The 26,746-nt window shown below is 64.7% G+C and carries 17 protein-coding genes; 6 read left to right on the top strand and 11 right to left on the bottom strand.

Annotation, left to right across the window (positions count from 1 at the left end; all coding sequences use genetic code 11):
• Positions 1-9: 9 nt before the first annotated feature.
• The gene (locus ACWZJV_RS26865; protein WP_457179537.1) at positions 10-2,322 is read right to left on the bottom strand and encodes a hypothetical protein; all 2,313 of its coding nucleotides are present in this window, start codon (positions 2,320-2,322) and stop codon (positions 10-12) included.
• A gap of 307 nt (positions 2,323-2,629) precedes the next feature.
• Here ACWZJV_RS26865 and ACWZJV_RS26860 point away from each other — a divergent pair, with 307 nt between their 5' ends.
• The 3 genes from ACWZJV_RS26860 to ACWZJV_RS26850 are packed head-to-tail and all read left to right on the top strand — an operon-like array spanning position 2,630 to position 7,030.
• The gene (locus ACWZJV_RS26860) at positions 2,630-3,769 is read left to right on the top strand and encodes a serine hydrolase domain-containing protein (RefSeq protein ID WP_457179536.1); all 1,140 of its coding nucleotides are present in this window, start codon (positions 2,630-2,632) and stop codon (positions 3,767-3,769) included.
• Positions 3,766-4,620 carry a 3-hydroxyacyl-CoA dehydrogenase family protein gene (locus tag ACWZJV_RS26855; RefSeq protein WP_457179535.1) on the top strand — a complete coding sequence of 285 codons (855 nt, stop codon included), beginning with the start codon at positions 3,766-3,768 and terminating at the stop codon, positions 4,618-4,620. Before ACWZJV_RS26860 ends, ACWZJV_RS26855 begins: the two co-directional genes overlap by 4 nt.
• A gap of 1 nt (position 4,621) precedes the next feature.
• Positions 4,622-7,030: a glycoside hydrolase family 3 N-terminal domain-containing protein gene (locus tag ACWZJV_RS26850; RefSeq protein WP_457179534.1), complete on the top strand. Its 2,409-nt coding sequence runs from the start codon at positions 4,622-4,624 to the stop codon at positions 7,028-7,030.
• A 211-nt stretch (positions 7,031-7,241) separates the two neighbouring features.
• On the opposite strand, the gene ACWZJV_RS26845 is transcribed toward ACWZJV_RS26850, so the two are convergent.
• From ACWZJV_RS26845 to ACWZJV_RS26830, 4 genes are all read right to left on the bottom strand, one after another.
• A complete protein-coding gene (locus ACWZJV_RS26845) occupies positions 7,242-9,245 on the bottom strand; it encodes a beta-galactosidase (protein WP_457179533.1) in 2,004 nt (667 codons plus the stop codon).
• A 354-nt stretch (positions 9,246-9,599) separates the two neighbouring features.
• Entirely contained in the window at positions 9,600-10,874 is a 1,275-nt protein-coding gene (locus ACWZJV_RS26840; RefSeq protein WP_457179532.1) for an ABC transporter substrate-binding protein, read from the bottom strand.
• A 65-nt stretch (positions 10,875-10,939) separates the two neighbouring features.
• Positions 10,940-11,764, bottom strand: coding sequence for a carbohydrate ABC transporter permease (locus ACWZJV_RS26835; RefSeq protein ID WP_457179531.1), 825 nt, complete (start codon positions 11,762-11,764; stop codon positions 10,940-10,942).
• Complete coding sequence (locus ACWZJV_RS26830; RefSeq protein ID WP_457179530.1) at positions 11,761-12,708, bottom strand: carbohydrate ABC transporter permease; 948 nt, start codon at positions 12,706-12,708, stop codon at positions 11,761-11,763. The genes ACWZJV_RS26835 and ACWZJV_RS26830 overlap by 4 nt, the downstream gene beginning before the upstream one ends.
• Before the next feature lie 606 nt (positions 12,709-13,314).
• Between ACWZJV_RS26830 and ACWZJV_RS26825 the strand changes: the two genes are divergently transcribed.
• Positions 13,315-13,671 carry an alpha/beta hydrolase-fold protein gene (locus ACWZJV_RS26825; protein WP_457179529.1) on the top strand — a complete coding sequence of 119 codons (357 nt, stop codon included), beginning with the start codon at positions 13,315-13,317 and terminating at the stop codon, positions 13,669-13,671.
• Positions 13,672-13,918: 247 nt separating this feature from the next.
• Here the strand turns inward: ACWZJV_RS26825 and ACWZJV_RS26820 are convergent, their stop codons facing one another.
• Together ACWZJV_RS26820 and ACWZJV_RS26815 are read right to left on the bottom strand one after the other, a co-directional pair.
• Positions 13,919-14,701 carry an IclR family transcriptional regulator gene (locus tag ACWZJV_RS26820; RefSeq protein ID WP_457179528.1) on the bottom strand — a complete coding sequence of 261 codons (783 nt, stop codon included), beginning with the start codon at positions 14,699-14,701 and terminating at the stop codon, positions 13,919-13,921.
• Positions 14,698-15,843, bottom strand: a complete 1,146-nt coding sequence (locus ACWZJV_RS26815; RefSeq protein WP_457179527.1) for a glycoside hydrolase family 43 protein — start codon at positions 15,841-15,843, stop codon at positions 14,698-14,700. Before ACWZJV_RS26815 ends, ACWZJV_RS26820 begins: the two co-directional genes overlap by 4 nt.
• 106 nt (positions 15,844-15,949) lie before the next feature.
• Between ACWZJV_RS26815 and ACWZJV_RS26810 the strand changes: the two genes are divergently transcribed.
• Entirely contained in the window at positions 15,950-18,907 is a 2,958-nt protein-coding gene (locus ACWZJV_RS26810) for a family 78 glycoside hydrolase catalytic domain (RefSeq protein WP_457179526.1), read from the top strand.
• 149 nt (positions 18,908-19,056) lie between these two features.
• On the opposite strand, the gene ACWZJV_RS26805 is transcribed toward ACWZJV_RS26810, so the two are convergent.
• A complete protein-coding gene (locus ACWZJV_RS26805) occupies positions 19,057-19,980 on the bottom strand; it encodes a helix-turn-helix domain-containing protein (protein WP_457179525.1) in 924 nt (307 codons plus the stop codon).
• A gap of 221 nt (positions 19,981-20,201) precedes the next feature.
• Between ACWZJV_RS26805 and ACWZJV_RS26800 the strand changes: the two genes are divergently transcribed.
• Positions 20,202-21,548, top strand: a complete 1,347-nt coding sequence (locus ACWZJV_RS26800) for an aldehyde dehydrogenase family protein (protein ID WP_457179524.1) — start codon at positions 20,202-20,204, stop codon at positions 21,546-21,548.
• Positions 21,549-21,627: 79 nt separating this feature from the next.
• Here ACWZJV_RS26800 and ACWZJV_RS26795 read toward each other — a convergent pair whose 3' ends face one another.
• The 3 genes from ACWZJV_RS26795 to ACWZJV_RS26785 all read right to left on the bottom strand — a co-directional run bounded on the left by ACWZJV_RS26795 (position 21,628) and on the right by ACWZJV_RS26785 (position 26,730).
• Positions 21,628-23,373 (bottom strand): DUF5605 domain-containing protein, encoded by a 1,746-nt coding sequence (locus tag ACWZJV_RS26795; protein WP_457179523.1) that lies wholly within the window; start codon positions 23,371-23,373, stop codon positions 21,628-21,630.
• Positions 23,374-23,525: 152 nt separating this feature from the next.
• Positions 23,526-25,601: a hypothetical protein gene (locus tag ACWZJV_RS26790; RefSeq protein ID WP_457179522.1), complete on the bottom strand. Its 2,076-nt coding sequence runs from the start codon at positions 25,599-25,601 to the stop codon at positions 23,526-23,528.
• Between the two features lie 223 nt (positions 25,602-25,824).
• Complete coding sequence (locus ACWZJV_RS26785; RefSeq protein WP_457179521.1) at positions 25,825-26,730, bottom strand: SMP-30/gluconolactonase/LRE family protein; 906 nt, start codon at positions 26,728-26,730, stop codon at positions 25,825-25,827.
• Positions 26,731-26,746 lie beyond the last annotated feature (16 nt).

Here is a 26,746-nt window from a genome sequence, read left to right as displayed (position 1 = left end):
CCCGCCCACTCAGCGAACGACGATCCGCACGCGATCCAGATTCTCCAGCGGCGTACTCGTGCCCGCCCTTCCGTTGCGGTCACCGACCGCACTGAGCGTGATGATGTAGTCGCCCGGAGCCGGGAACGTCAGCGGCCTGCTCAGCTCAACCGAGCCCTCGGGAGTGGCAAGCCGCTTCGCGGGTTCCTCTACAGCCGGCACCCCCTGTCGCTTGATAGTCCACGCGTATTCGACGATGGCACCTGTCGTTGGAGGCATGTCGATCGTCGCAGAAAGGTCGACTGACTGAAGGACTCCCACCTCGGCGCGATCGCCGCCGTTCGCTGCGAGGTGGACGACTGGCTGGAGGCCCAGCCTGTCGGTTGCGTCGTGTGGCTGGACGACCTGGGTCATCTCGTCGAGACTGTGAACCGATGAAGGCTTCGGAGGAACGCCGCGCTCGGCCCAAGCGATCAGATCGAGCACCATCTGGTTGAAGATTCCCTGGACGAGGCCGCCGTTCGAGTGCCCCGCGTGCTCCTGGTAATAGACACGGAACATGTCGTCTGCGCTCCGCTTTCCGATCGCGTCCTCGACAAGGCCCTGGTAGAAGCCGGCCACATAGGGGAAGGAGTTCGCGTCCTCCAAGTTCTCCATGACCATCACCTTGGTCTTGATGTCTCCCGTCTCCCGGATCCCTCCCATGGCTCCGAAGTTGCTCATCGGCGCGATCTGAACCTCGCGCTGTGGGTAGCGAGGTTTCCCCCGCGAGTCGATGTACTGGTCATAACCAGGGTTGCCGGGGAGGACGGAATGGCGGGGGTAGTACACCTGCGCGAGGAAGAAGCGATTGTTGATCCGGATCTTGTCACCGACCGCAAGCGCGTCGAGAAGGACAGGACTGTTTGGCGTCGTAGCCGCGAGCGGATTCGAGTTGACGGCGAGCGTCAGCGTGCTGGTGGCAGTCTCCAGTGTCCCCGTGAGTGAGAAGACAGGCTTGGCCGGATCCGTCCTGTCGATCGTCCGCGTCGTCCCCTCGGCGTCGTAGACGTAATAGTCGAGGTTTCTAGCCCCGATGGAACCGAGGGAAGGCATCGTCTCGGGATCGAATCTCAGCGCGACAGGCACGCCCTCCGGGTCCCGCACGATCTCTGTCACTGTCGCGAATCCATCCACCTTCGCGGCAGCGAGGTACCGCGGTGGGTTCGCTCCCGCATATCCAGGCTTCGACCAGAAGTCGTCCTCGTAGCTCGGGTCGAGCGCGCGGATCGTCGCCGCACCGGGCCCGTAGACGAGGCTCGGGCCAGCTACTCCCGGGAAGGGCCCGACGATCGAGCCGACCGTCGCGTCGCCGATCGGAATCTCACCGCCGGTCACGAGATCCTGAGTGAGAGCCGTGCCCAGCCCCAGACGGGGGAAGCCGGACCGGAGTAGTTCGTCGAGGACAGCGCGTTGCTCGGGGTCGAGCCCCTCGTAGATGCTGCGACCGCTGCCGACCTCTGCCGCCTGCCGGACATCAGATCTCTGTTCAAGGGGGACGGCCAACGCGTAAAGTGCCTGCCACTGGAACGAGTGCATGACCAATGCAGTGGTCGCGATCACTGCCGGGATCACCCCCGCCCACACCCCGGTCGTCCCTTCCGCCGCGCCGAATGCCTGCACCGAGCCGCCGCTCTGGCCCCAGAGGTAGCTATTGATCGGCGCAGCGTTTCCGTAGAGCCGGTTCGCGTAAGCCTTTGCGAGCTTCGTCGCAGCCGCGTTCACGCGGTATCCGCCGCTCGGGTTCCCAGGAGCGACCTTCACGGTGAACGCGCCGTTCGCGAAGGCGAATCCTAGATCGACGTCATTCAGGTCGAGCGGGCCCGTGCCGCCGATCGGGTACGTCTGCTGGAACGACCGGTTAGCCCACACTTCCTTTGCGGGGAACCGCCACACGATGTCATGACGATCGAGGGTAGGACTTCGGTACACGCCGGGCGGGAGGTCCGTGCGCGACTTCGTCGCGGGGAAATGCCCCCGGACCTCGGTGTACGGGATCGATCGACCGCTCGCATCCACATGGGCAAGCTGCTGCGTGCTGTCTATGACCAGGGTGCTCTCGTTGTAGTCGGGGTCTACGCAGGCACCATCCACGATGAGCGGGGGCTCGACGCCGCTACCGGGAGCAGGAGCCTCGTCCCGAAACTGACAGAAGGCCGCCGGGGCGGCCGAGGCCGACGGGGCGAGCAGTCCGCCTCCAAGCGCCGCCAAGACGACGGCCGCGACGACCCGGCGCCGCTGAAACGGAGAGCCACGGCGCTGACACAAGGGACGCCGGGCAGCAATACGTTCTATCTGACGCATTCCGATACACCTCTCTGTGTAGTTGCGGCGGCACGGCCTTCGCGGCGGGAGCCAGGGCCGCGGTTTTCCATCCTCTGGAAAGCAGTGACAGTCACCGACAACACACGCCAATCTCGCATCGCGCACCGGGTTGTGCAACACTCAGCCGGACATTTTTGCCGTCTATCGGAACTAGTGTCGAACTAACGGAATATAGTGGAGCCAGCCCGTCGTCGGCGACTCGCCCGCCGCGAGCGCGTGATGACGCCGGCTCACCCGCGACGCCCGCTCCTCCGGCGGCAACGCCGCCAAACCCCCAGGAGAGACAGTGAACGACAGCCCGCCCCTCACCCCCACACCGCCGAACATCGTCCGACCCGGATTCGAAGAAGTCGCCGCCGCTTTCTTCGCCACGGTCCCAAACGGACGGCACAGCGGCGCAGCCGTCTCGGTCTGGGTGGACGGCGAAGAAGCCGTGCGGCTCGCCTCCGGGACAGCGGACCCATCCACCGGCGCGCCATTCACCGACCAGACTCTCGTGCCGTTGGCGTCAGTCACCAAAGGACTCGCATCCCTGCTTGTCGCGCGTCTCGTCGCACGTGGAGATCTCCCGTCCTACGAGACGCCGATCGCAGAGATCTGGCCCGAGTTCGGCGCCCATGGGAAAGGCCAGGTCTCGATCGGCGACGTCCTCGCGCATCGAGCCGGAGTCTCGGCCCCTCGCCGTGGCCTCACCGATGATGAGATCTGGGACCCACTCGCGATGGCGGATGTTCTCGCCGAGCAAGAGCCCCTCTGGTCGCCGGGACGGGGTCACCAATACCACGCGGTCACGCACGGCGCCATCACGGCGAAGCTGGTCTCGGTCGCGACGGGTCGCACACTCGGGGCAGTTCTCGCTGACGAGGTGGCTCGTCCTCTCGGGGCCGAAGCATGGGTAGGACTGCCTGCGGGCCAGGATGCGCGAGTCGTGACCATCCCCATACCGCCAGCTCCTACGCCACCCCCGGGATCCGAGTGGATCGAGCGCGCCCTCGACCTCGGGGCCGGCAAGGACATCCTGGCACTGGTCCAGACTGACCAGGGACGTCGAGCCGAGCTACCTGGCGCCAACGGGATCGGCACCGCGTCAGCGGTCGCGAAGATCTGGTCGGCCGCCGTCGTCGAGACGAACGGAGTGCGCCTGATCGATGAGCAGACGGCGGCCCTCTTGCGCGCTCCTCGCAGCACCGGTGCGCCGGTGTTCGCCGACCCTCCCCCCTACCAACACTTTGGTGCCGGGGTGATGATCCCCTCGAACTGGGAGTGGTATCTCACGAACGAGTCATTCGGGCACGACGGGGCACACGGCCAGGTTGCCTTCGCAGACCCGTACTACAAGGTCGGGTTCGCCTACCTCACCAGCCTCAGCGGTGACTGGGTGCGAGGCCAGTCGGTCGTGAACGCCCTCGGCCGGGCGCTCTCATGACCGCCGTCGGAATCGTAGGCCTGGGAACCATGGGCCTCGCGCTTGCTCGGTTGTTCACCTCGCAGGGCTTCGACGTCCGCGGCTTCGATACCCGGAACAATGCAGTTTCACGCGAGACACACCCCTGGTCGAGCCGGGACAACTTCACCGTGTCGTCGAGCATCGCGGAGTGCGTGCGGGACGCGGACCTCGTGATCGAGGCGGTAGCGGAGACTCTCGAGGCGAAGAGATCCGTGTTGGCTGAGATCTCGTCCCACACCGACGGCATCATCGCCTCTAACACCTCGACGTTCATCCCCAGCGTCCTTGCACAGTGGGTGAGGACCCCCGAGCGTTTCCTCATCGCGCACTTCTTCAACCCGCCGCAACTTGTCCCGCTGGTGGAGATCGTGCCTGGACCTGAAACGATTCCGTCCGTCACGGACAAGGTCCACACCCTGCTGGGCAGCATGGGTCGCCACCCCGTCCTCCTCGAGGCTGAGTGTCCGGGGTTCGTCGCGAACCGGCTCCAGGCGGCACTCCTTCGCGAAGCTCTCGCACTTGTGGACGCGGGAATCGCATCGCCTCGCGCCATCGATGATGTCGTCGAAACCGGCCTGGCGCCGCGCTGGGCGGCAGCGGGACCGATCGGCGTGGCAGATCTGGGCGGGCTCGACATCTTCGAGAGGGTGTGTGCCGAGCTCTTCCCGGTGCTGAGCAATTCCGCCGAGCCCAGTCCTCGACTCAGGTCCCTTGTCCGCTCCGGCGACCTCGGGGCGAAGACAGGCCAAGGTTTCTACGAGCACCACCCAGAGCAGGATGCACAGACCTTCGGCACCATGCAGCGCCATTTCGAACTTCGAGGAACGTGACATGAATGCGAACGCGAACGCACCTTGGATGGACGATGCGCTGACGGCTGGCGATCGGGCCGACCTTCTGTTGGATCGGCTGAGTCTTGACCAGAAGATGGCGCAGGTGTCCTGCTACTTCCCCACCGATATCGCGCAGACAGCCGACTTCGTCGAGCAGTTTCCTCACGGGATAGGCGTAGTGTCCACGCTCGAGACCCGGTCGGCACGCACGCTCGACGAGGTGACGGACTTCCAGCGCCGGATCCAGTCCGAGGCGATGGAACGTTCCGCGCACGGCATCCCCGCCATCTTCCACATGGAAGGAGTCTGCGGCGCGTTTCTGCCCGGCGCGACGAGCTTCCCCTCCGGCCTTGGTCGCGCTGCGAGCTGGGACGTCGAGCTCGAGCGCCGGGTGGGCGAGATCGTCGGCAGGCAAGAGCGCGCCCTGGGCATCACCCACACCCTCGCACCCGTGCTGGATGTGTCGCGCGATCCTCGCATGGGTAGGCACGGGGAGAGCTACGGCGAGGACCCCACCCTTGCTGCCGCGCTCGGCGTCGCGTTCACCCGTGGCGTACAGGCACAGGACGCGGACGGCCGGCGCACCGAGGCGGTCGCCAAGCACTTCATCGGCTCACATCACACCGAGGGAGGCATCCACGGCGCGCACTGCAATATCCCCGACCGCCTTCTCGTCGAGGTCTACGGCAAGCCGTTCCAAGCGGCGATCACCGAGGCGGGCCTGCGCGGAGTGATGCCGTCCTACAACTCGATCTCCGGTGAACCGGCGTCTGGGTCGGCGAGGCTGCTGACCACCCTGCTGCGCGGGCAAATGGGCTTCGATGGCCTGATCGTCTCGGACTACGGCGCGATCGCGAATCTGCAGACCGTGCAGCGCGTCGCCGAGTCCCCCGCTCATGCGGGCTTGGCGGCGCTGCGCGCCGGCATGGACGTCGAGCAGCACGTCTCGCACGGGTTCGGCAGCGACCTGCGGGAGTGGTTCGCGCAGGGACGGGCCGACGTCGCGCTCCTGGACCGTGCTGTCCGCGCTGTCTTAACCGCGAAGTTCCGCATGGGGCTGTTTGACGCCCCCCTCGCTCCCGAAGCGAGCGACCGGGACGCCGTGTTCCTGACTGACACGGACCGAGAGGTGGCCCTCGACTCCGCTCGGGAGTCCCTGGTCCTGTTGCACAACGACGGTGCGCTTCCGCTACGGCCGGACGTGGGGACGATTGCGGTGATCGGCTGCCATGCAGCGAGTGCACGATTCTTCTTCGGCGGGTACACGCATTACTCCATGGCGGAGGGCAAGCTCGCCGCGAACTCCTCCATGGCAGGGCTGACAACCCACAGTGACGACCTGCAGACTGTCACCGACAACGTCCCCGGCACAACCATCGAAGCGTCGGATCGGGCGTCTTTCGAGGAGTTGCTCGAGAGCCAGAAGCCTGGCATCCGAAGTCTTCTCGAGGAACTCCGCATCCAGATGCCTGACGCTCAGGTGACCTGGGCGCGTGGCTACCCGTTTGCCGGCGATGACGACTCCGGACACAACGAGGCGGTCGCGCTTGCTGCCGGCGCCGACGTCATCCTGCTGACACTCGGTGGGAAACACGGTACAGCGTCGATCGCCTCCATGGGTGAGGGCATCGACGCGACGGACATCAACCTGCCGCCCTGCCAGGAGCAATTGATCGTCAAGCTCGCCGCTCTCGGTACGCCGATGATTGGCATCCACCTCGACGGCCGCCCGGTGTCCAGCGACGCGGCCGACGCACACTTGGCTGCGCTCTTGGAGGCGTGGAGCCCGGCCGAGGGTGGTGCGGAGGCGATCGTCGACGTGCTGACCGGTGCCCACGAGCCGAGCGGACGGATGCCGGTCACAGTCGCTCGAAACGCCGGCCAGATCCCGGTCTACTACAACCACCCGCACGGCTCAGCTTGGCACCAGGGCCACAGCGTCGGCTTCGCCGAATACGTCGACTCCCCGCACACTCCGCGATACTCGTTCGGCCATGGCCTGTCCTACACCAGCTTCGACTACACAGGGTTGAGACTGTCCAGCCACGACGTGTGCGCCGACGACACCCTCGACATCACGCTGAGTATCACGAACACAGGGAATCGACCCGGATCTGAGGTCGTCCAGCTGTACGTCAGCGACAGGTGCGCGTCCGTCTCCCGGCCCGTCCTGGAACTCGCCGGCTTCCGCCGAGTCGAGCTCGAGCCTGGCAAGACGACCGAGGTCTCCTTCCGTCTCGATATCAGTCAGCTGGCCTTCCTGGACAGCGAGATGCGTTGGCGCGTCGAGGCCGGCGAGGTAGACGTCATGATCGGCGCTTCCTCAAACGACCTGCGCCTGATCGACAAGGTCACGATCCGGTCCGACGCTCACCTCGGCGGCGCAACCCGAGGGTTCTACGCCTGACGACGATGTAATGGGCGCTGCTAGTCGCCTATCAGGACCGGACAGTTGCGATCGAGGCGACGGGGTCGGCTCAGTTGAGCAGGTGGCCACCCCGAGCGCTCGGCTGGACAGTCAGGCCAAGGCACTGGGCGAGGGTTGCTCTCCCAGAACGTTCGGGGTGCCGCTCTCGCCGATCAACAGGTTCTGACCCTTCCCGGCCGTCCCATCAACGTCACTCGTCGACGTTCGAGACCCCGTCCGCGTTCGGGAGCATCTGCCATTCGTACGGCCCGAGTTCGACGGATCTTAGCGAGCGCGATGCGTCGGACACCATGATCCTGGCCCGAATGCTCTCGTCACTGTGGTTGATGAGTGCAAGCCACGATCCGCGCTGGAAGGCCTCTACGCGAGAATCGAGTCCGGGGTACGGAACCGGAATCGCGGCCCTCTTCAGCAGCCAATCCGTGACGCTGCTGGCGTCTGTCGGGAGCGTCGCAAGGTAGTAAGCGCATCCCTTACCCAGGTTGTGGGAGGTGAGAGCCGGCGCGCCGCGACGCCTTCCCCCGACGAAACGCGCGTGGACGTCGACACCCGAGGCGAGTATGTCGATCTCCTCCGCGAGATAGCGTCCCTCGAACGACGCCACTTCGGGGCCGGACACGGGCGCCACCGATTCCCCTGGCCCTTCACAGCCTGCCACCCCGGGAGAAGGCACCATCGCGCCGAAGTCCAGCGTCGTCACTCCAGTGGCCTCTCGGAGGAGAGTCTGGAATCCGCCTCGCCGGAATCCCCCGGCCTCATCGACGATATCCGAGTACGCGGTCACCAGGAGATGTCCGCCACCTCGCACGAAGTCAACAATGTTCGCAGCTCCGGTGCGCGTCAACAGAAAGGCCGCGGGGGCGATCACCATCCGATATCCCGAAAGACGGGACATCGGGTTTACGAAGTCGACAGCGACGTGACGTTCATGGAGCGCGTTGTACCAGCTCTGGATGATGCTCGGGTAATCCACGGCGACAGGGAGCTCTGCGCCCTCGAGCGCCCACCAGCTTTCCCATTCGAACAGCAGAGCTACGTCGGCGGGTCCAGGCGGCGGCATGGCAGGAAACGCGTGCAGCCGGCTACCCAGTTGTGTGACTTCTTTCCATGTGCGAGTCCGGGTCCCGGCGTGCGGCACCATCGCGGAGAAGAACTGCTCTGCGCCGCGCTCGGACTGGCGCCACTGGAAGAACAGGATTCCGTTGGCTCCTCGTGCGACTGCCTGTGCGCTGAGCGCGGACATCTGCCCTGGCGACTTCGGCGCATTCGTCTGGCGCCAATTCACCGCGTCGGTTGACTGCTCCATCAGCAGCCATGGGGTGTCGGGCTTCAGCGATCTCATGAGGTCGCGCGCCAGCGCAGACTCGCGGAACGAGTCCGGCACGTTTGGATCGGGATAGTTGTCGTCTGAGACGACATCCAGTTCCGGCGCCCACTTCCAGTAGTTCGCCCCCGCGAATGCGCCCATGAAGTTCGTGGTGATGGGTTGTGTCACCTCGTGGGCTCGGAGGATGTCTCGCTCCATGGTGAGCAGCTCGAGCATCGCGTCACTGCTGAACCTGCGGAAATCCAGGAGCAGGCCGGGGTTCCGGCTATACGGAGCGCGCCTCGGCGGAAGGACCTCGGTGAAGTCGCCGTAGATGTGCGACCAGAACGTCGTCCCCCAGGCCTCGTTGAGCTCGTCGATGTCGCCATAGCGCGCGCGCAGCCAATCCTGAAAGGCGACGGTTGCGCTCTCGGAGTAGTCACGCGCCACGTGGCAGCCGAACTCATTGTTCACATGCCACATGCGCACAGCCGGATGGTTCGCGTATCGCTCGGCCAAGGCGTGGACGAGCTCCGACGCCAGCCGGCGGTAACTGCGTGACGATGGCGCATAGTGTTGGCGACTTCCAGGGTAAAGCGTCACACCGTCTTCATTTACAGGCAGCATGTCGGGGAATTTCGCAATCGCCCATGGCGGGGGCGACGCCGTAGCTGTCGCCAGGTCAACGCCGATTCCCCCTTCGTGAAGCATAGCCAGAATCTGGTCCAACCACGCCCAGTCATACACGCCTTCCCGCCGCTGAATGCGGGACCAGGAGAAGACGCCCACCGTCACCAGGTTGACCCCTGCCTCACGCATGAGCGTGATGTCTTCCTTCCAAACCTCGGGCGGGAACTGTTCCGGGTTGTAGTCGCCTCCGTAATACATGACGTCCTCCGTTCGACCTTCTTGCTTCATTGAGTAGGCGCGAGAACGCGCCGATGCCTGATCGTCCGCGTTTCCGATCGCCGATCTCATTGATCAGGTACCGGGCTTCCCGCGGGTGCCATCGCGTGAGTGCGTGAGGCGAACGCGATCCAACGGACCACGCGGCGGGCGTCTTCCGTCGGTATGTCCGCGTGCGGACGTGCATCTCGTAACCCTGCTGCCAGAGTCGAGGATCGCGCAGGCGAGACGCTCGGCTGGATACCCCAGCCGAGCGTCCGCTGGACTCGCACAACCATCGTGGTGTTGCGACGGCCTCTTGAATCCGCCTTCACGGCGGCCCATCCATTCGTCCGACTACTTCTTTTCGTACGCCACCTGCATGCTCTCCGCCACGCCCTCCGGAGTCGTGTCACCGAGAAGCATCGCCTGGAGTTGCTGATTGAGGGTCGACTGCACCTCGGCCTGGACCGTGCCAAGCGGCACGATGGTGCCGGCGTCGACGGCGGCTGCGAACTCGGCCAGTTCGGCAGGAGCTGAATACTCGTCGTTCGGAAGAACCGGCACGGATTGGAAGCCCTCGGCGTAGATCGCCGAGATCTCAGGCTCTCCGAGGAATTCGAGGAACGCCTGCGCCGTGGCGGGGTTTTTCGCCTTCGCATTCACAGTCGTCACGAACCCGGGAAGCGCGACCATGAGGGTCTCGCCGTCATTCGACGCCGGCATCGGCGCGATCAGATACTCATTGTCCGGGCCACTGGCCTTGATCCCGGGTAGAGCACCTCCCACGTGGACGATCCCGAGCGAGTTGCCGGCGGCGACCTCGGACTGAGCCTGTTCAGCGGCACGCCCCAAAGCGCCGTCACCGAAGCAGCCCGCGTCGCTCATCTGTTGGTAGATCTCGAACTGGTCGACCCAGGCCGAGTCCGGGTAGGTGGTCTTGCCGGACTTGAGTTTTGCGTCGAAGTCCGGGTCGGGCCCGTAGACGAGACTTCCGACCTGCGCGTACGTGAGCATCTGAGGACCAGCGACTGCGTCGCCGAGCGGCTGGCTATACGCATACACCCCGGCTTCGGTCGCATCGGCGCACAGCTGGAGCACCTCGTCCAGGGTCTCAGGAGCAGACAGACCGAGCTCATCGAGCTTCGTCTTGTTGTAGATGGAGGTCAGTGGCTGGAGGGCACCGGGATAGGCGAAGGTCTGACCGTCGTGGGCGAAGTCGCGCTCCCAGCCGTCCGGGATCTGGTCCGCCCACGACACGTCGAGCGGCGCGATGTGCCCCTGCGCCGCGAGTGGTGCGACGGTGTCGGCGTTGTCCTTGGGATCTCCCCCCGGGAACGACGTGAGAATGTCCGGCGCCGTCCCGCCTTGGAGTTGCGTCATCACCAGTTGCCCGATATCGCCGCCCTGGTAGTCGAAGTCAACCTTCACCTCGGGGTACTTCTTCTCAAAGTCTGCCGCGATCTTCACGTAGGTGTCCTTGAACGCCGCGGGGAAGATGCCCGTCAGAGTTCCACCGATCTCGCCGTCGGAGGACGGCGCTTCGGTCCCTCCACCACCCACGCAACCAGTGAGCACGAGAGCGCTCGCTGCGACAGCGGAAACTACTGCCGCGTATCTCTTGGTCTTCATCGATCTGTCCTATCTGTGATTTGCAATTGCACTCATTGGGATCCAGCTGTCGTCGTGGGCACCTGTCAGCCCTTGAGGCCCCCCGCGAAGCCACGAATGACGTAGCGCTGGAACACGAGGTAGACCGCGAGGATCGGAATCATCGAGATGATCAGCGACGCGAATATCAGTGGCCAGTTCGCCGTGTACTGGCCGACGAACTCATAGATCGCCATCGGGATCGTGACCTTCTCACTTCCCGCCAGATAGATGAGCGGCGTGAAGAAGTCGTTCCAGATGCCGACGCTGTTGAGGATGAGGCACGTCCCGAGTGCAGGCCTGAGCAGCGGTGTGACCACATGCCAGAACGTCCGGAGAGGGCCACACCCGTCGATCTGAGCCGCCTCCTCGAATTCCACCGGAACGCTCGAGCGAATGAACGTCGTCAGAAGGAAGACCGTGAAAGGCATCTGCACGCCGGTGTACACGAGGACGAGCGAAAAGAGCGAACCCAGCAGTCCGAGGTCACGCATCTGGATATAGAGCGGGATCACTGCAAGCTGGAACGGAAGCAGAAGCCCCATCATGAAGATGAAGAACGTCACCGTCGACAGACGCGCCGTCGAGCGCGCAAGCGGGTACGCCGCCATCGTGCCGAGCCCCAGTACCACGGCGCACGAGATCACGGTCACGGTCAGACTCGTGCCGATGGCGGCGGCGAGCGAGGAGGAGTTCCACGCGCCGATGAAGTTGTCGAAAGTCGGGTTCGCGCTCGGAACGATCGCGGGGGTGAGGTCGCCCTCTGGACGGATGGCGAGATTGACCAGGATGTAGACAGGGAACAGGAACAGTGCCGTCGCCGCATACGAGGCGGCGTTCGCGCTGATCTGCCCACCACGCGAGGACTTCATGACTTACCCTCCTGACGCCGAAGCACGGTGAACTGGATCGAGGCGAGGAAGCCGATGGCTATCGCTAGGACGACCGCCATCGCGGCAGCGCGGCCGTACTCGCCGAACTGCGTGAACACCTGATAGAGCAGCGTCGAGATCGTCTGCGTCTTGTTGCCGGGGCCACCCGCAGTGATGGAAAAGATCTGGTCGAACAGTTTGAGCCCGCCAATGAGGCCGATCATGAGATTGAGCGTGATAGCCGGCGCAAGAAGGGGGCGCGTGACGTACCAGAACCGCTTCCAGTAGCCGGCCCCATCGAGCGCGGCAGCCTCATCGAGTTCCTGCGGCACACCCTGTAGGCCGGCGAGGTAGATCACCATGGTCGCCCCAGTGACCTGCCATACGACGGTGGTGATGATGATCCACAGAGCACTTGAAGGGTTGCCCAGGAAGTCGACCTCCGGTCGTCCGAATGCGGCGAGGACCGCGTTCGCCGCACCGACGCCCGGCGGACCGAAGATGTACTTGAACAGGTAGCCGACCACCAGCGGCGAGACCACCATGGGCGCGAAGATGATCGTCCTGAGTACGTTGCGGCCGAACACCTTGCCGTGGAGCAAGAGCGCCAGCCCGAGGCCAAGGAGGTTCTGCGCGACGACCGCAACGAAGGCGATCCAGAGGGTGCGAAGCGCGGCAGGTGCCGCGTCCCCCTGGAACACGCGCGCGTAGTTGTCCCACCCGACGAACTCCGGTTCTGGGCGAGTGAAGGACCAGTCCGTGAACGAGGTCGCGATGCCCTGGGCCGACGGGACGATGACCACGTACGCGTAGACCGCGAGCGCGGGGAGAACGAACCACCACAGCTGTCCGCCGACAGAACGGGGGCGTCGACGCGCGCGCGGCGACGTCAAGGTATCCCCATCGCGGGCCGCAACGGGCGAGGGAAGGCGTGTGATCGTCACCCTTCACCTTCTTTTCTAATAGTCGGAATGCCTTTGCAGTTAATAGGGATACGGTAACCAGTTGTGGCGTAGAACACAACCACTCTCATCGCCCAGAACGCCGAATCACCCGACCGACCGACGCAGGCCGATCCGGCACCAACGTCCTCAGGTCCGGGCGGAGTCGCAGGGGGCGTCAGGGCCTTCCGCCGCGCAAGGTTCCCGGAGGTCGTGCAACTGCTCAGGGGTAGTCCTCGACGCGCCACCCGTCCCGCCAATCCAGGTAGGCGCGATCGCCTTCGAACCGGAAGGGCAGCCAGACGTAGTCCGAGATTGAAGGCCCCGTCGACCTCCAGGATCGATCCGCCGCGGGCATGGGTCCTGTTTCCTGCAGTGTCGAGCCAGACCCGGCCTGGCTTGATGGACGTCTGGGTCATGGATCTCATGTCTCCCCGAGCTCTTCACGACCACCGAGACGCAGCGCGCGACAGCGGGACGGCTACTGGTCGAAGCAGGTGGGCATTGACGACTCTCCGGGTACGATATACGGTCCCTGGGTACCGATTGACGGTTTGGTCTGGATGGACGACCGCTTGGGCGGCATTCGACCTATCAAAGGAGATATGCGTGCCCAAGACGCCAATTGCCCTGTCAATCCAGCCGACAAGATTTATTCGCGCGAGGTCGCACGACTTCGGCCATGACCATGAGGTGCAGATCGCGCTGCCGGCCTCGTACGCATCGAGCGATCAGGCGTACCCGGTTCTCTGGGTCACCGACGGGGCCGCCTACTTCGAGCTGGCCGCCTCCACCGCCAACGTGCTGGCGCTCGGCAGCCAGTGCCCCGAGTTCATCGTTGTCGCCGTGAGGATGACTTCGACGCTACCCGTCCCTGGAACTGTCCTGCGAGGTACTCAGCGGGGAGAACCACGTCACGGTCAATCTCGAGTTGATCAAGAACGGACTCCAGCGGGTGTGGAGTAAGACTGGGCGCGCACACATCAACCCGGTTCACACGCTTGCGGACATCGCGGAAGTCGACGTTTGCAGCTAGTGGCGCAGACTTGAAGTTGTTGGACGGTTGGCCTTCTTGAGGATCTCGTTCGCGGCGGACGGCTTGGCGTTCGGCGATGCTGAATCAGCACTCACCCAGGATCGCGCGCACCAGACTGTCCACCCACAGGCCGGAATTGGCGCGCATCAAACGGGGCGACCCAACGGTCGCCCCGTGTCATGCGCTGATCTCGGGGTCGACTCGGTACTCAGAGATCACCGAGCGAATCTCATCGACACGGGCAACAAGATCCGCGAGAGGCGTACGGAAGGCGAGGGCACTCACGCTGACCGCGCCGATCGGCGGCGCCCCCTCGGCGAGCCGCACCGGCACGGCGATGCAGTTCACGCCAACCTCGCTCTCCTGGTCATCGACACCATAACCACACTCACGCGTGCGCACGAGCTCCTGCCAGAGTTCCCGGCTCGTTGCAATGGTCTTCGGCGTACGTCGCACGAGCTCGTAACCCAGGAGCGCACGTAGCTCTTCTTCCGAGTTGATGGTTTCAGCTAGGAGGACCTTCCCGACCCCGGTGACATGCGCCGGGTTGCGGCCGCCTACGACGGATGTCAGCCGGATCGCGCCGACTGGCGGGTCCACCTTCGCTCGGTAGACGATATCCGTGCCGTCCAGACCCGCGAAGTGGACGGTCTCGCCGAATCGTCGTGCCAGTTCCTCGAGGGCAGGTTTGATCAGCGCACCCTCGGGACGAGCGGCATAGCTCCGAAAGGCCAGCGCATAGAACTCGTCTCCGAGGATGTAGAGACCTCGACCGATCTGCGTGACGAGGCCAGCCCGGCGGAGTGTCGCCAGCCCGCGATGGACGGTCGACTTCGTCGCGCCGACAGTGTGAGCCACCTCATCGAGCGTCGCGCCGGCAGGATGGTCAGCGAGTGCGATCATGACTGCGAGAACGCGATCGGCACCTACCAGACGTTCATCGTCGCCTACCGTCGTCATGCCTCTTCTCCTCCACCGCAAGAGTCGCCTGGTCTCGCATCGTCTCGCTCAGCGTACCCGCCGGCCTTCGGGACTGCGGATCGGCGCGGATCAGGGTCGTAGACCCCTGTCCAGTCCGCCTGATGATCATTGGAACTCAGGCCAGCACGCACCATATACCGAGTCATGCCCTTGGTCGCTCCCATACGAGGTGCACTCTCTTCGTGAACCGCAGACGAATGATCGTCGGCAATCAGGATCGTGCTCTCGGTCTCCTGCAGAGGACAGAACTTCGCTCGCTCCGAAGGAGTGACGTTCGGCTGATGGAGAGCGAGCAACAGCGTCCCGTCGAGTGCGCGAACGATCATCCCGTGGCCTCCGTCGCGGCGCCAGAGAGGCTCCGGCTGATGCACCCATGGTCCGGTCACATGCCCACTCGCCGAGCGGGCGACACCCATGGCATAGCCATCCTCCCCAAAGCTCGACCAGAGCATGATCAGCTGCCCCGAGCGCAGTCGATGCAGAAATGGACCGTCGGTCACGTATCCCTCCGCATTTCCAGTCATCCACGGGTGCCGGGTCGGGCGCACCCATGGCGCGTCGGTGGCGCGGAAGAGGAGTTGCGGTTCGCCGACGACGCGGTCAAGGTCCGGGGCGAGTCGCTGCGCGAGGATCTCTCCATCCGTGACCTGGAGCCACTCGTGGCAGAAAACGATCCATGGGTCGCCAGCAGCATCCAGGTGCAGCGTCCCGTCGAGACAGTCCCAGTCCGACGGAGTTACGGGCCCGTCACTCCATGGCTCGTACGGACCGACCGGATCATCCGACACAAGGATCTGAGTGCCGCGACGTCGCTCAGCACCCTTGAAGGACGCAAACATATAGAAGCGCGCCCCTCTCTGATACACCTCCGGAGCCCAGAAGTGCCGGTCAGCCCAGAAACCCGCCGGAGGGCGAAACGCCGGGAAGGGGCCTCGCCAGCGGTCAATGTCGTTGCTGCGATAGCAGTCGAAGCCGACGCCCCGGTCGCTCCATACGTCGTCGTCCGTGCTCCCGAAGAGGAAGTACTCCTCACGGTCCGCGGATGCCATCAGGAACGGATCGCGGATGTGGATGTCGTCGAGCATCACATCCTGCGCGCACGTGTCTTCGTCGACCCTCATCGGGCCCTCCCCCTCATATTGGCGCTGGCCTCACCGCTTCGCCACGAGTAGCCTTGCGTTCAGTCTAAAGGAATAGCGTACCAACTATCAGCAAATGGAGGCCCCTGTGGATGCCACCGCCCCGGTGCAGAATCTGCTCACGAACGGAGAGGCCCTCCCCCTCGCAGTGGAGGGCCGGCCGCTGCTGTCCTGGGCCGCCGACCCGCGCCAGCGGCTCATAGAGATAGAGGTTGCGGACGAGAGCGGAGCGTGCATCTGGCGATCTGAACGAATCGCATCACGGCTACCCGAGGCGCGGGCAGACTGCCCGCTCGCGAGCCGGTCGGCGTATACCTGGCGAGTGAGGGTCAGTTCCGACGGCTCGACCTGGTCGGACTGGAGCGAGCGCGCACGTTGGGAGACAGGACAGCTCAAAGACGACGACTGGGAGGCCGATTGGATCTCGCTCCCCGTCGCAGCGGCGAATCGGAACCTCGTGACCAAAGGTCGGATCTCCGTGGAGTGGACGACGCAGGACTGTCTGAGCCAGATGTTCACGAGCCCGGGTCCTTTCGTAGCGGTGCACGCGGACTTGACGGGCGAGAACATGGTGGATGTCGCTTTCGATCTTGAGGTCGTCGACAGTGCAGGCCGCGTCGTGGCGACCCGTACGGTGGACGGACCGCAGCATCTGTGGGATCGGTTCATGCACTTCGTCGCTCTCCCCCATCCCGCACCCGCCGGCACCTACGAACTGAAGTTGCGGCCCCTTCGTGGGAAGGTCGGATGGTTCCTGGCAGATGAGCGCTTCGACCAGGAGGACGACGGCATCACCCCGCTCGCGCTCGTCGGCCCCGCGCTCACCAATGGCGAGCGGCGCCCCGGCGTTCGTGCCGCAGCAGTCGAAACCGTTCCGGCACCGAACCCGGTCTTCAAGGCTTCCTTCCGCGTGGACGGACGCGTCGCATCAGCACGCCTTTCCGCGGTCGCTCTCGGCAACGGCATTGTCACAATCAACGGTGCCGTGGTGGGCGACGCCATTCTCGACCCTGCGCCGACGGACTACTCGGCACGTGTTCTTTACAGACGCTGGGACGTGACGGATCACCTGCATTCCGGAGACAACGAGATCGAGATCCATGCCGGGCGTGGCACGTTCGCCGCGCGAGGCGCGAACGTCTGGGGCTGGAACCTCGCCCCCTGGCACCAGGAGCCCATTGCCCGGGCAAGGCTCGACTGGTCTCTGCACTCAGGGCAGCACGGCGTGCTCACCACGAGTGGCGGATGGCAGGCGAAGGCCGGATCCACGGTCTCGGAGCTTCTTTTCGGCGGCGAGACGTCGACCTCGGAGGAAAACGTCCACGGGAGCTGGGTGGAGGCGACCGCGACCTCGGGGCCGACCGGCGTCGTATGCGCGGCTCGGCTGCCACCGATGCGCGAGATCGAGATCCTCCGCCCTGTCTCGGAAACAGCGCTCGGCAAGGGACGTACGCTCTACGACTTCGGCACGCTGATCACAGGCTGGCCCCGGATGTCCATCCGAGGCTCCGCTGGATCCGCAGTGCGGATCGCCAGCGGAGAGGCGCTCTCCCCCGACGGGCGCGTCGAGACGCACAACTTCCTCGTCGCCGGGCCGTCGCAAGTGGATGTCCATCGTTTCGAGGTCGAGGACGAGATCGCCGGCTGGGGGCCGCGGTTCGGCTATAGAGGATTCCGCTGGGTCGAAGTGTCCACACAAGGAGATGCGAGCGTCTCCGAGATCACTGGCGTTCTCGCTCATACTGACATCGCACCCGCCAGCGACTTCGACACCGACGAACCTGTCCTCACCTGGGCCGACGCTGCGTTCCGGCGCACTTTCCTCAACAACATGCAAGGCATCCCCACCGATACGCCGATCTACGAGAAGAACGGCTGGACCGCCGACGCCATGCTCGCGACCGAGGCGATCATGCATCACGTAGACGTGCGTGCGACTTTCGGCAAGTGGATGCAGGACCACGCCGATTCTCAGGGCTCCGACGGCGTCGTGCCGCAGATCGTGCCCTCCCCCGGCTTTGGCCGGGCCGCAGATCCGGGTTGGAGCGGATCCACTGTGATCATCCCTTGGCAGCTCTACTGGGAGTACGGCGACCTCGATCAGCTGGCTGCGAGCGCCCCAACCATCGAGAGATACTGCGATGCTCTGCTCTCGATCTCGCGCGGTCGCCTCTGGCCCATCCGCAGCTGGGGTGACTGGCTTGCTCCCGGGTTCGAACTGGCGCCGGAGGGTGCCGCGCCCGCGGCCACCATGATGATGACGTCGGTGCTCCAGCATGCGGCGCGGATCATGTCCGTGATCGGGCAGCCCCACGTCGCGCGCGATCTCTCAGTTGCCGCGGAGGAGTCTGCACGGGCGTATCACGTCGCATATTTCGATGAAAAGGCGGGGACATACCGCGTGCCGGGCGTGTCCTACCGCCAAAGCATGAGCATTCTTCCCCTCGCCTTCGGAACCGTACCCCCCGAGTTGCGGCCGTCAGTCGCCTCGAGCTTGATCGAGGACATCGAGGGACGGACAAAGGGACATCTGGACGCGGGAGCGATCGGCGCACGCCACCTGCTGCATGTGTTGAGCGACCTGGGCCGAGACGACCTCGCTCTGACAGTCGCGACACAGCGCACGCGCCCGGGGTGGGGAATCTGGTTCGAGGACGGCGAGACAACACTCATGGAGTCATGGGATGCAGATGCGCGCTCCCGGAACCACTATTTCCTTGGCGCTGCCCTCAGCTGGGTGCATCAGCGGGTAGGCGGTCTCCGAGCCGCAGCACCCGGATGGGAGCACATCGAGATCCGCCCGATCGACGACCCGCGCATCACGAGGGGCATGCTCACCCATCGCACCGTGCGTGGCGAGGCCGCCCTCAGCTGGAGGCGGCTGGAGGACCGTTATGACCTCGACGTGACCATCCCACCTGGCGCGACCGGACTCGTCCAGCTGCCGTCCGGTCCGGTCGATCTCGTGGAAGGGCACCACCGTCTACAGGTCGCATCCGGCTCCGTCAGCGAAGCGAACTCGCTCTCGTTCCGACCGTTGGCCTAGGAATCGGTCGCCTGCTGGGTGCCCACGACACGACGAGGCCTCCCGGTTCGAGTCGGCCACAGCGCATTGCCTCAGCCAGGTTCAGGTGAAGTGCAGTTGCACGTGAGGGGTTCGCCCAGCCCAGGTCTCGAGGGCCAATGGGAGTTTCATCAATTCGTACGTCCCGGCGACACCCTTGCTCCCGCGCTTGTCGCGTCGGTGCCCCAGCTGGCCAGCAGTCGTAATGCCTCTGCTGACGGGGAATTGGGTTCGGCGTGGTAGGTCACCAGCATCTGTTCATGGTCATCGGCCAAGCGGAAGGACTCGATGCGGAGGTCAAGCTCGCCCACGAGCGGGTGGCGCAGGCGCTGGACGCCGTGGCACCTCTCCCTGACGTCATGGGTGGCCCACAGACGTCGGAACTCCTCACTCTTCACTGAGAGTTCGCCCACCAGGGCAGACAGCCGGGGGTCGTCCGGATGAGAGCCGGCGTCCATTCGCAACTGAGCGACGACGTCGTTCGCCTTGCGCTCCCAGTCTACAAACAGGTCGCGGTGCTCAGCCCTCAGGAACACCAGCCGTGCCCAGTTCTGATCCTGCTTGGGCAACTCTGCCCAGTCGCCGAAGACCGCCGAGGCTATCCGGTTCCAGGCCAGGATGTCCGAGCGTCGTCCCACAACCATCGCCGGGACGCCTTCCATGGTGTCCAGAAGCGTCCTCAGGGTGACGCGCACCTGCTGGGCGCGGACGGCAGGCTTCTTCTTCTGCCGCTTCGGCTTGGCCAGGCTCGTGAGGTGAGCGTGCTCGGCCTCGCTCAGCCTGAGCGCCCGGGCGACGGCGTCGAGGACCTCCGCCGACACGTTCCGTCCGTTGCCCTGTTCCAGCCGCGTGTAGTACGCCACTGACACGCCGGCCAACTGCGCGACCTCCTCGCGGCGCAGCCCTGGCACCCGACGGTGTCGTCCGAAGCCCCGCAGCCCCACGTCATCGGGCTTCAGGCGTGCTCGCCTGGAGGACAGGAACTCGCTGAGCTCAGCACGCGCGCCCCCGGCGCTGGCGTCGGCCTCGTGCGCTTGTTCTGGGAAAACCTCCATGCCTCGAGTATCCCCGCTCGGACACGCAACATCCTGACCCCACCAGTGGTAGGCACAGCGGACGTACGCGAAGCCGTGGCCTGGGTGGATGCGAGCCACTCCGAGATGCTGGCACCGTGCTCGACCGGAGGGCAGTCGGGCACGAAGACCTCACATCATCTGCACGACGTCAGTCCAACGCCCTCGACGGCGTGGCGTGCATCAAGAACGGAGTAGATCCCATGACCGCTACAACAAGCAACGAGTCGAGGACGCACCAGAGTGAAACGGCCGCGGAGGTGGTGGACCGCCTTCGTGCGACGTTCAACACCGGCGTCACCCGCGGACTGGACTGGCGCGTCAACCAGTTGCAGCGGCTGCGGTCCCTGCTGGTCGAGAACGAGCAGGAACTGATCGAAGCCCTCTGGGCGGACCTGAGGAAGAACGCCGCCGAGGCCAAGACGCAGGAAATCGACTTCACAGTCGCCGACATCGACGAGGCATTGGCGAACCTCGAGAGCTGGCTTCGGCCTCGCCCGGTGGAGGTTCCCGCCCACTTCGGTCCCACGACAACGGCCTACACGACGTACGACCCGCTCGGGGTCGTCCTGGTGATCGCTCCGTGGAACTTCCCCCTACACCTCCTCATCGACCCCATCATCGGCGCACTGGCCGCCGGCAACACCGTGGTGGCCAAGCCGAGCGAGATCTCGGTGCACACATCAGCACTGGCTTCACGCCTCCTGCGCCAGTACTTCGACGACGACGTCCTCACCGTGGTCGAGGGCGGCGCCGAGGAGACCACGGCCCTCTTGGAGCAGCGTTTCGACCAGATCTTCTACACCGGCAATGGCACAGTCGGCCGGATCGTCATGGCCGCAGCAGCGAAGAACCTCACCCCTGTCACGCTTGAGCTCGGGGGCAAGTCCCCCGTCTTCGTGGCACCTGACGCCGACATCGACGAAACCGCAAAGCGGCTGGTCGGCGCCAAGTTCGGCAACGCGGGGCAGCAGTGCATCGCCCCCGACTATGTCCTCGCAGATCCTGCCACTGCCGCAGCACTGGTTCCGGCCCTCGGCGCTGCCGTCGAAGCTCAGTTCGGCGCCACTCCACAGACCGCAGCCGACTTCGGCCGGATCATCAACGAGCGGCACTTCGACCGCCTCGCTCGCCTGCTGGACTCCGGCCAAGCCGCGGTAGGAGGCCAGCACGACCGTGACGACCTGTTCATCGCACCGACAGTGCTCACCGATGTCGACCCCGCATCACCAGTCATGCAGGAGGAGATCTTCGGTCCGATCCTCGCCGTCGTCGAAGTCGAAGACCTCGACGCCGCCATCGCCTTCATCAACGAACGCGAAAAGCCACTCGCGCTCTACGCCTTCACCACGTCCGAGGCCACCAAGTCGCGCCTCCTGAACGAGACGTCCTCCGGTGGCGTCGCGTGGGGCCAGCCGGTGATGCAGCTGCTCATGCCCGGCCTGCCTTTCGGTGGTGTCGGTGAAAGCGGCATGGGCCGGTACCACGGCCGGTACTCCCTCGAGGCCTTCAGCCACCTCAAGGCCGTCGCGGACGTCCCGCTCAACTGATAGGTAGCGACCAGTGCCTACGGGCACACCAGGCGCCCTCTCCGGTTTGACCGGAGCGGGCGCTTGCGGCTGTCCGCACTTACACGGACTCGTGTGTCCGTTGGAGCCTGATCGTGATGTAGGGCTTGGCGGGCAGTTCGACCCGGACGGTCCCAGTGTGGTTGCCCGCCACGGGGGTGACCGTCATATCCCACGTGTCGATCACGTCGATCTGCGCAACCATGCCCTGGGGGATGGACACGTGCCGGAATCGCGGGCGGGAGGCACCGAAGTAGATCAGCACGTACTCCCCGTCGACACCACCTCGAATGTCGTCAAAGCTCGAGGTGAGCGGATCGATGCGTGCGACCGGGCTGGCCGCAACGATCTCGCGCAGGAAAGCGATCCGGGCAGGGCTGTCGCCGTGCAGGGCCCCACCCTTGGACCACCAGATGAGGTCCTTCTCCTCGTAGTAGGTCTCCCCATGCGTCAGGTATCCGCCGCGGAGAGTCCCCTCCCAGAACCGACGCACGACCTCTTGGGCAAGGAGGTTGCCCCACCCGTATTCGAGATCCCCCTCATATCCGAACTCGTCGATGAGCACAGGCTTGCGCCACGCCTTTCGCCAAGCGTCGATCTCCTTGCCGATGCCGTAGTCACCTCGTTGAAGGCTGGCGTGACTGGTCCAGCGTGTCGTGTAGTCGAAGATCTGCACCCAATTGTGGATCGAGATCAGGTGTCCAACATGGTCTTCGCGTTGGACCAGCTCCGCGAGCCGGTCCCAGTCCTCGAGGCTCTTCGCCAGAAGTTCGTACTCGTTGGCCATGGACCACCACACATGCGGGTATGCCGCTAACCGACGCACAATGTAGGTCAGGTACCGCTCATCGGCGGCGTTGGAGAGTGTGGAGAAGCCCCATCGGTCGTACGGGTGGAAAAGGATGAGGTCTGCCTGGATAGACAGTTCCTCGAGCTGCTCAAGACGACGCTCAAGGTTGGCGAAGAAGTCGAGGTCGAATCGAGTTGTGTCCCACTCGCCGTCGGCAGCACGCTCGAAGACGAAGTGGTCCGGCTCGTTGGTGTTGTAGAGGTAATCCTTGGGAAACAGGCACATTCGGAGCTTGTTGAACGGTGCCTGTCTGAGCTGCGCAACGGTCGCGTCCTGGAGCTCGTCGTTCTGATGGATCCATGCGTACGCCGTAGTCCCGAAGGGTACGTACGGCGAGCCGTCTACGTGTGCGAAGTGGTACGTGTCGGCGACCCGTACAGGTCCTGGAGCGTTGCTCGGCGCGACGCTCAGTGCGCCGTGCAGTCCATCGAGGGACCGGGCGTTTGATGTGGTCGTGAACGTCCATTCACCGGCGACGGGAGGCAGGAAGCGGATGCGGTAGCGGCCGGCTCCGTCGTAGAAGCCGCCGACAGCGAAGGTCTGCTCGCCCCGGCTGAATGTCGCACCGAGCTCTACGTCGACGAAGGGGTTTCCGTGCGCGGGCCCCGAGATCACCAGCTCAGCACGCTGGTTCTGCTTCGACCCTGTCGGCACCGTGACGATCGCAGACGCCTTCGGCACCGCGGCGTCCTCGTAGTCCGGTCGCGGAAGGACAGGGTCCTCCTGCGCTGCCTGGGGGGTGGTGTCCGCGAACCGCGCCAGGCGATCGAGGAGCCCGGTGCTGCGGGGGTCCTTCTCGCCCAAGACGAGAGTCAGGAAAGGTCCGGTCGGGGCAGCGCTCAGGGGCTCCAACAGGGGCGAGTCCAAGACTTCCGGTGCGAGCTCCTTGACGACGGTGACCGCTTCAGCGTTTGCGAGCACCGCGGTGAACGGTGTCTGGCTCGTGATCGTACGCATCTCCAACCTTCCATAGGCGGTGGGCGTTCCGCCGAACCGGCGCGGCCGGGGCGGCGCGCGTCAGCTTGGCGGAACCCAATCCCACTCCTAGTCCGATGAACAACGTTCCTACCTGGAAGCGCAACGCCTTCCAGGCACTTCTTGGCTCCTGCCTAGCGGACGACGATGCGAACTGCCCCGAGGTTCTGCACCCGTGCGAACTGTGCGCTCGGGTCACCTTCACGGCTCGCCGTGACGCGCAGCGACGCGATGTAGACGCCAGGTTCGTCGTAGGAGAAGGTGTTCCGAACCTTCACTCGGCCGCGCACCGGACCGAAGGGCGCTGCGGTGAACGTGCCACTGCCGTTCGGATCCCATTCGGTGGAGATGACCTGGCCGGCGCCTGGTGGGACCTGAATGTCAGCGCTGAGGGTGACATCCTGTCCTGCCTCGATTTCGATTCGACGATGGCCGTTGACCGTCAGGTCGATGGTCGGCTGGATACCCCGGCGCCGTACCGCTGTCGCCGGCACATGGATCTGGCTGTCACTCACGGTGTAACGCGTCGACGCAGGGGGCGCCACGTCCCGCTCCGCCCAGGCGCTGACGTCGCGCAGCGCCTGCTCGACGGTTCCCTCGTAGTCGAACAGACCGGGCGCATGTGCACCGATGTGGTCGGCGTTGTCGTTGTAGTAGACCCGGAAATTTTCGTCTGCAGACGAGCCGAGAGCTGCCTTTACCTGGCTCGCGTAGAAATCCGCGTGCCACGGGAACGCGTCGACATCCAACAGATTGCTGACTGCGATGACCTTGCCGTTGATCTCTCCAGTGAACGTACCGCCGCCGGCGGCACCCTTGGAGATGGTGGGGCCGACCTCGACGCTTCGCTGGGGGTAGATCGGCTGTCCCGATGCGTCTCGGAACTGGTCCCAGGCATAGAGCCCAGAGCGCTTCGGAACCTGGTAGCGGTGGTACGCAGTCAGAGCCAGGGTCCAGCGGTTGTCGACCCGAATCTTGCTGCCCTCGGTAAGCGCGTCGAGCACAGCGGACGACGTGCCGCTACCAATGGCGAGGGTCTTGGTTTCCGCGTCGAGCGAGCCGGTGACTGCGCCGATCTTGGTGGTTCCGTCCGGGCCATAGGCGGTGAAGTCGAATGGAGTGATGTGAGGGTTCGACGGCGCGTTCTCGAGCACAAGGCTGGTCGGCTGACCCTGGGAATTGCGGTTCACCGTGGTCACTGCAGGCATCCGGTCAACCAGCGAAGCTCGGAAGATGTCGCCCAACGGTGACTGCTCGGTTCCCAGGTATCCGCGTTCACCCCAGAAGTCGTCAGCGTAGGTGGGGTCCAAGTTGCGTACAGCGCCGGCGAACGCGAGTAGGCCCTGCGCGTCATCGAGCCCAAGCAGGTATCGGTAGTTCTTCCAGGCGCGCAGCGGAACGCCCATCCGGGTCACTTCGTCCAGGATCGCCTTCTGTGGGCTCGTCAACCCGACGTAGGGGTCTCCCGAACCACCGACCTGGACGGCGTCGCCGATCTGCGGAGCCTTGTCCTCGAGGACGATGCGGGCGAAGGCGCGGACGAAGAAGTTGTTCGGGATGGACGTCGGCGCCGCGGGAATCCACGGCACGGCACCATCCCATACGCCAGTTGTGTTCTCGATCGCACCGATCGTCTGGAAAGACCCGCCGCTGCCGCCATAGATGTAGCCGTGGATCTGTCGCGAGGTTCCGTAGTAGTCGGCCGCGACGGTTTTCGCGAACTTAGCTGCGGCAGCATCGACTCGGTATCCAGAAGTGCCGTTGGTCTGTACACGATAGGCGCCGCTGTCGAAAGCAAGAGCGATGTCGCGAGGCGAAGCGTTCTCACTCTGCAGGGGATAGACGATCTGGTAGAAGCGGCCCTCCCACTGGCCCACCGGCGGGAGGTAGATGTTGAAACGGGAACTGGTCCCCGCGAAGTGGCCGGTGACCTGATGGTGCGGCGTGTCGCCTGCGACGTCCCGCTGGCTGTCGATGACCGGCTTTCCATAGGTTGGGTCGACACAGTCCGCGGTCACCCACATGGGTTGGCCGGCGGCCTTCGGGGCGCACGCTTCCGACGCGGCTGCCGCACCTCCTCCGGTTGGCAACAGCGCGAGGCCTACTGACATTGCCGCGCCGACTGACGACGCAACGGCGAGTCGCCAGCGCTTACCGGTGCCCGCTCCGCGCTCTGCTGTGTTCTGCCGTGCTTCCGCTCGTGAGTCCATCTGTCCTTCGCTTTCAGGCCAATGATCGGAGTGAGTCACCAAGCATCGGCTCAATTGTTCCAATTATTGGAATATCGCTCAGAGATATGAAACTCCGCATAGCGTAGTGCAACACCTACTACTGCGCCACGGGCCGAACGCGATTCGATTCAGACGGCGACCCGAGGGTTGGCGTGGGCATGATGGCCACTGAGTCGTCACCAGTCGGCCGACCAGAAGGGGTCTAGGTTGCCCAGGTCGCCGTAGCGGTCCATACCGGTAGCCCCCGAGTTCGTACCCTCAGGGTGAGTATGGAGCCGGACAGCGGCCAAGCGGCGAGTTGACCGTCGCTGAGTTCGGCTCGGGCGGTGGTGATCACCAGTGTCCTCAGGTCGGATCCGGCAAAGGCGACGCACGACGTGTGAGGCGCCGGAACTCGAACCCGTTGGACCAGCTCGCCGGTCGGGTCGTATCGGTGCACCGCTCCGCCTCCCCAGATCGCTACCCAGAGATGATCGTCGGCGTCGACGGCGATTCCGTCCGGAAAACCGTGCTCGAGCTCGAGGTGCACACGCCGCGTACCGGCGGTTCCCGAGTCCGCGTCGTAGTCCCGGACATACACGCAACGCCTCAACGTATCGACGGAGAACAGGCGGTCGCCAGCCGATGACCAGGCCAGGCCGTTCGACAACGTGAGGTCGTCATCGAGCGTTCGCACGGACCCGTCGGTGTCGACTTGGAACAGACATTCGGTCGCCGACGGGCCATCCATACGAAGTGAGCCCACGAGCAACCGCCCGCATGGATCGGTCGTGGCGTCGTTGAGACGGCGCCCTGCCCCGGGTTGCAGCAGGCTCGGGCCTTCGGTGATCGATCCGTCACGGCGGATCGCGAGCAGGCGGTCCTCGGCGGCGAGGATCATCGTTCCGTCGAGCGTGGTCGAGACTGCGCTCACCATGTGGTCGAACGCTCGTGCCCGGACGTCGAACAATGCGCCGTCGAGCAACTGCCCTCCCAAGAGTGATCGGCCGAGGATGTCGACCCACAGAAGCCGTTGTCGCCGCTGATCCCACCACGGGCCTTCTGACAAGGCCCAGGTGTCTGCATGCGCCCGAACCAAGTCAGGCGCATAGGTTCCGCTCGGCTCCATAGGAGGCTGTTGAGGG

It is taken from the genome of Nocardioides sp. WG-D5, from assembly GCF_054031175.1.
Note: the sequence above shows the minus strand (reverse complement) of the source record. Positions and strands in the feature narration are given on the sequence as shown.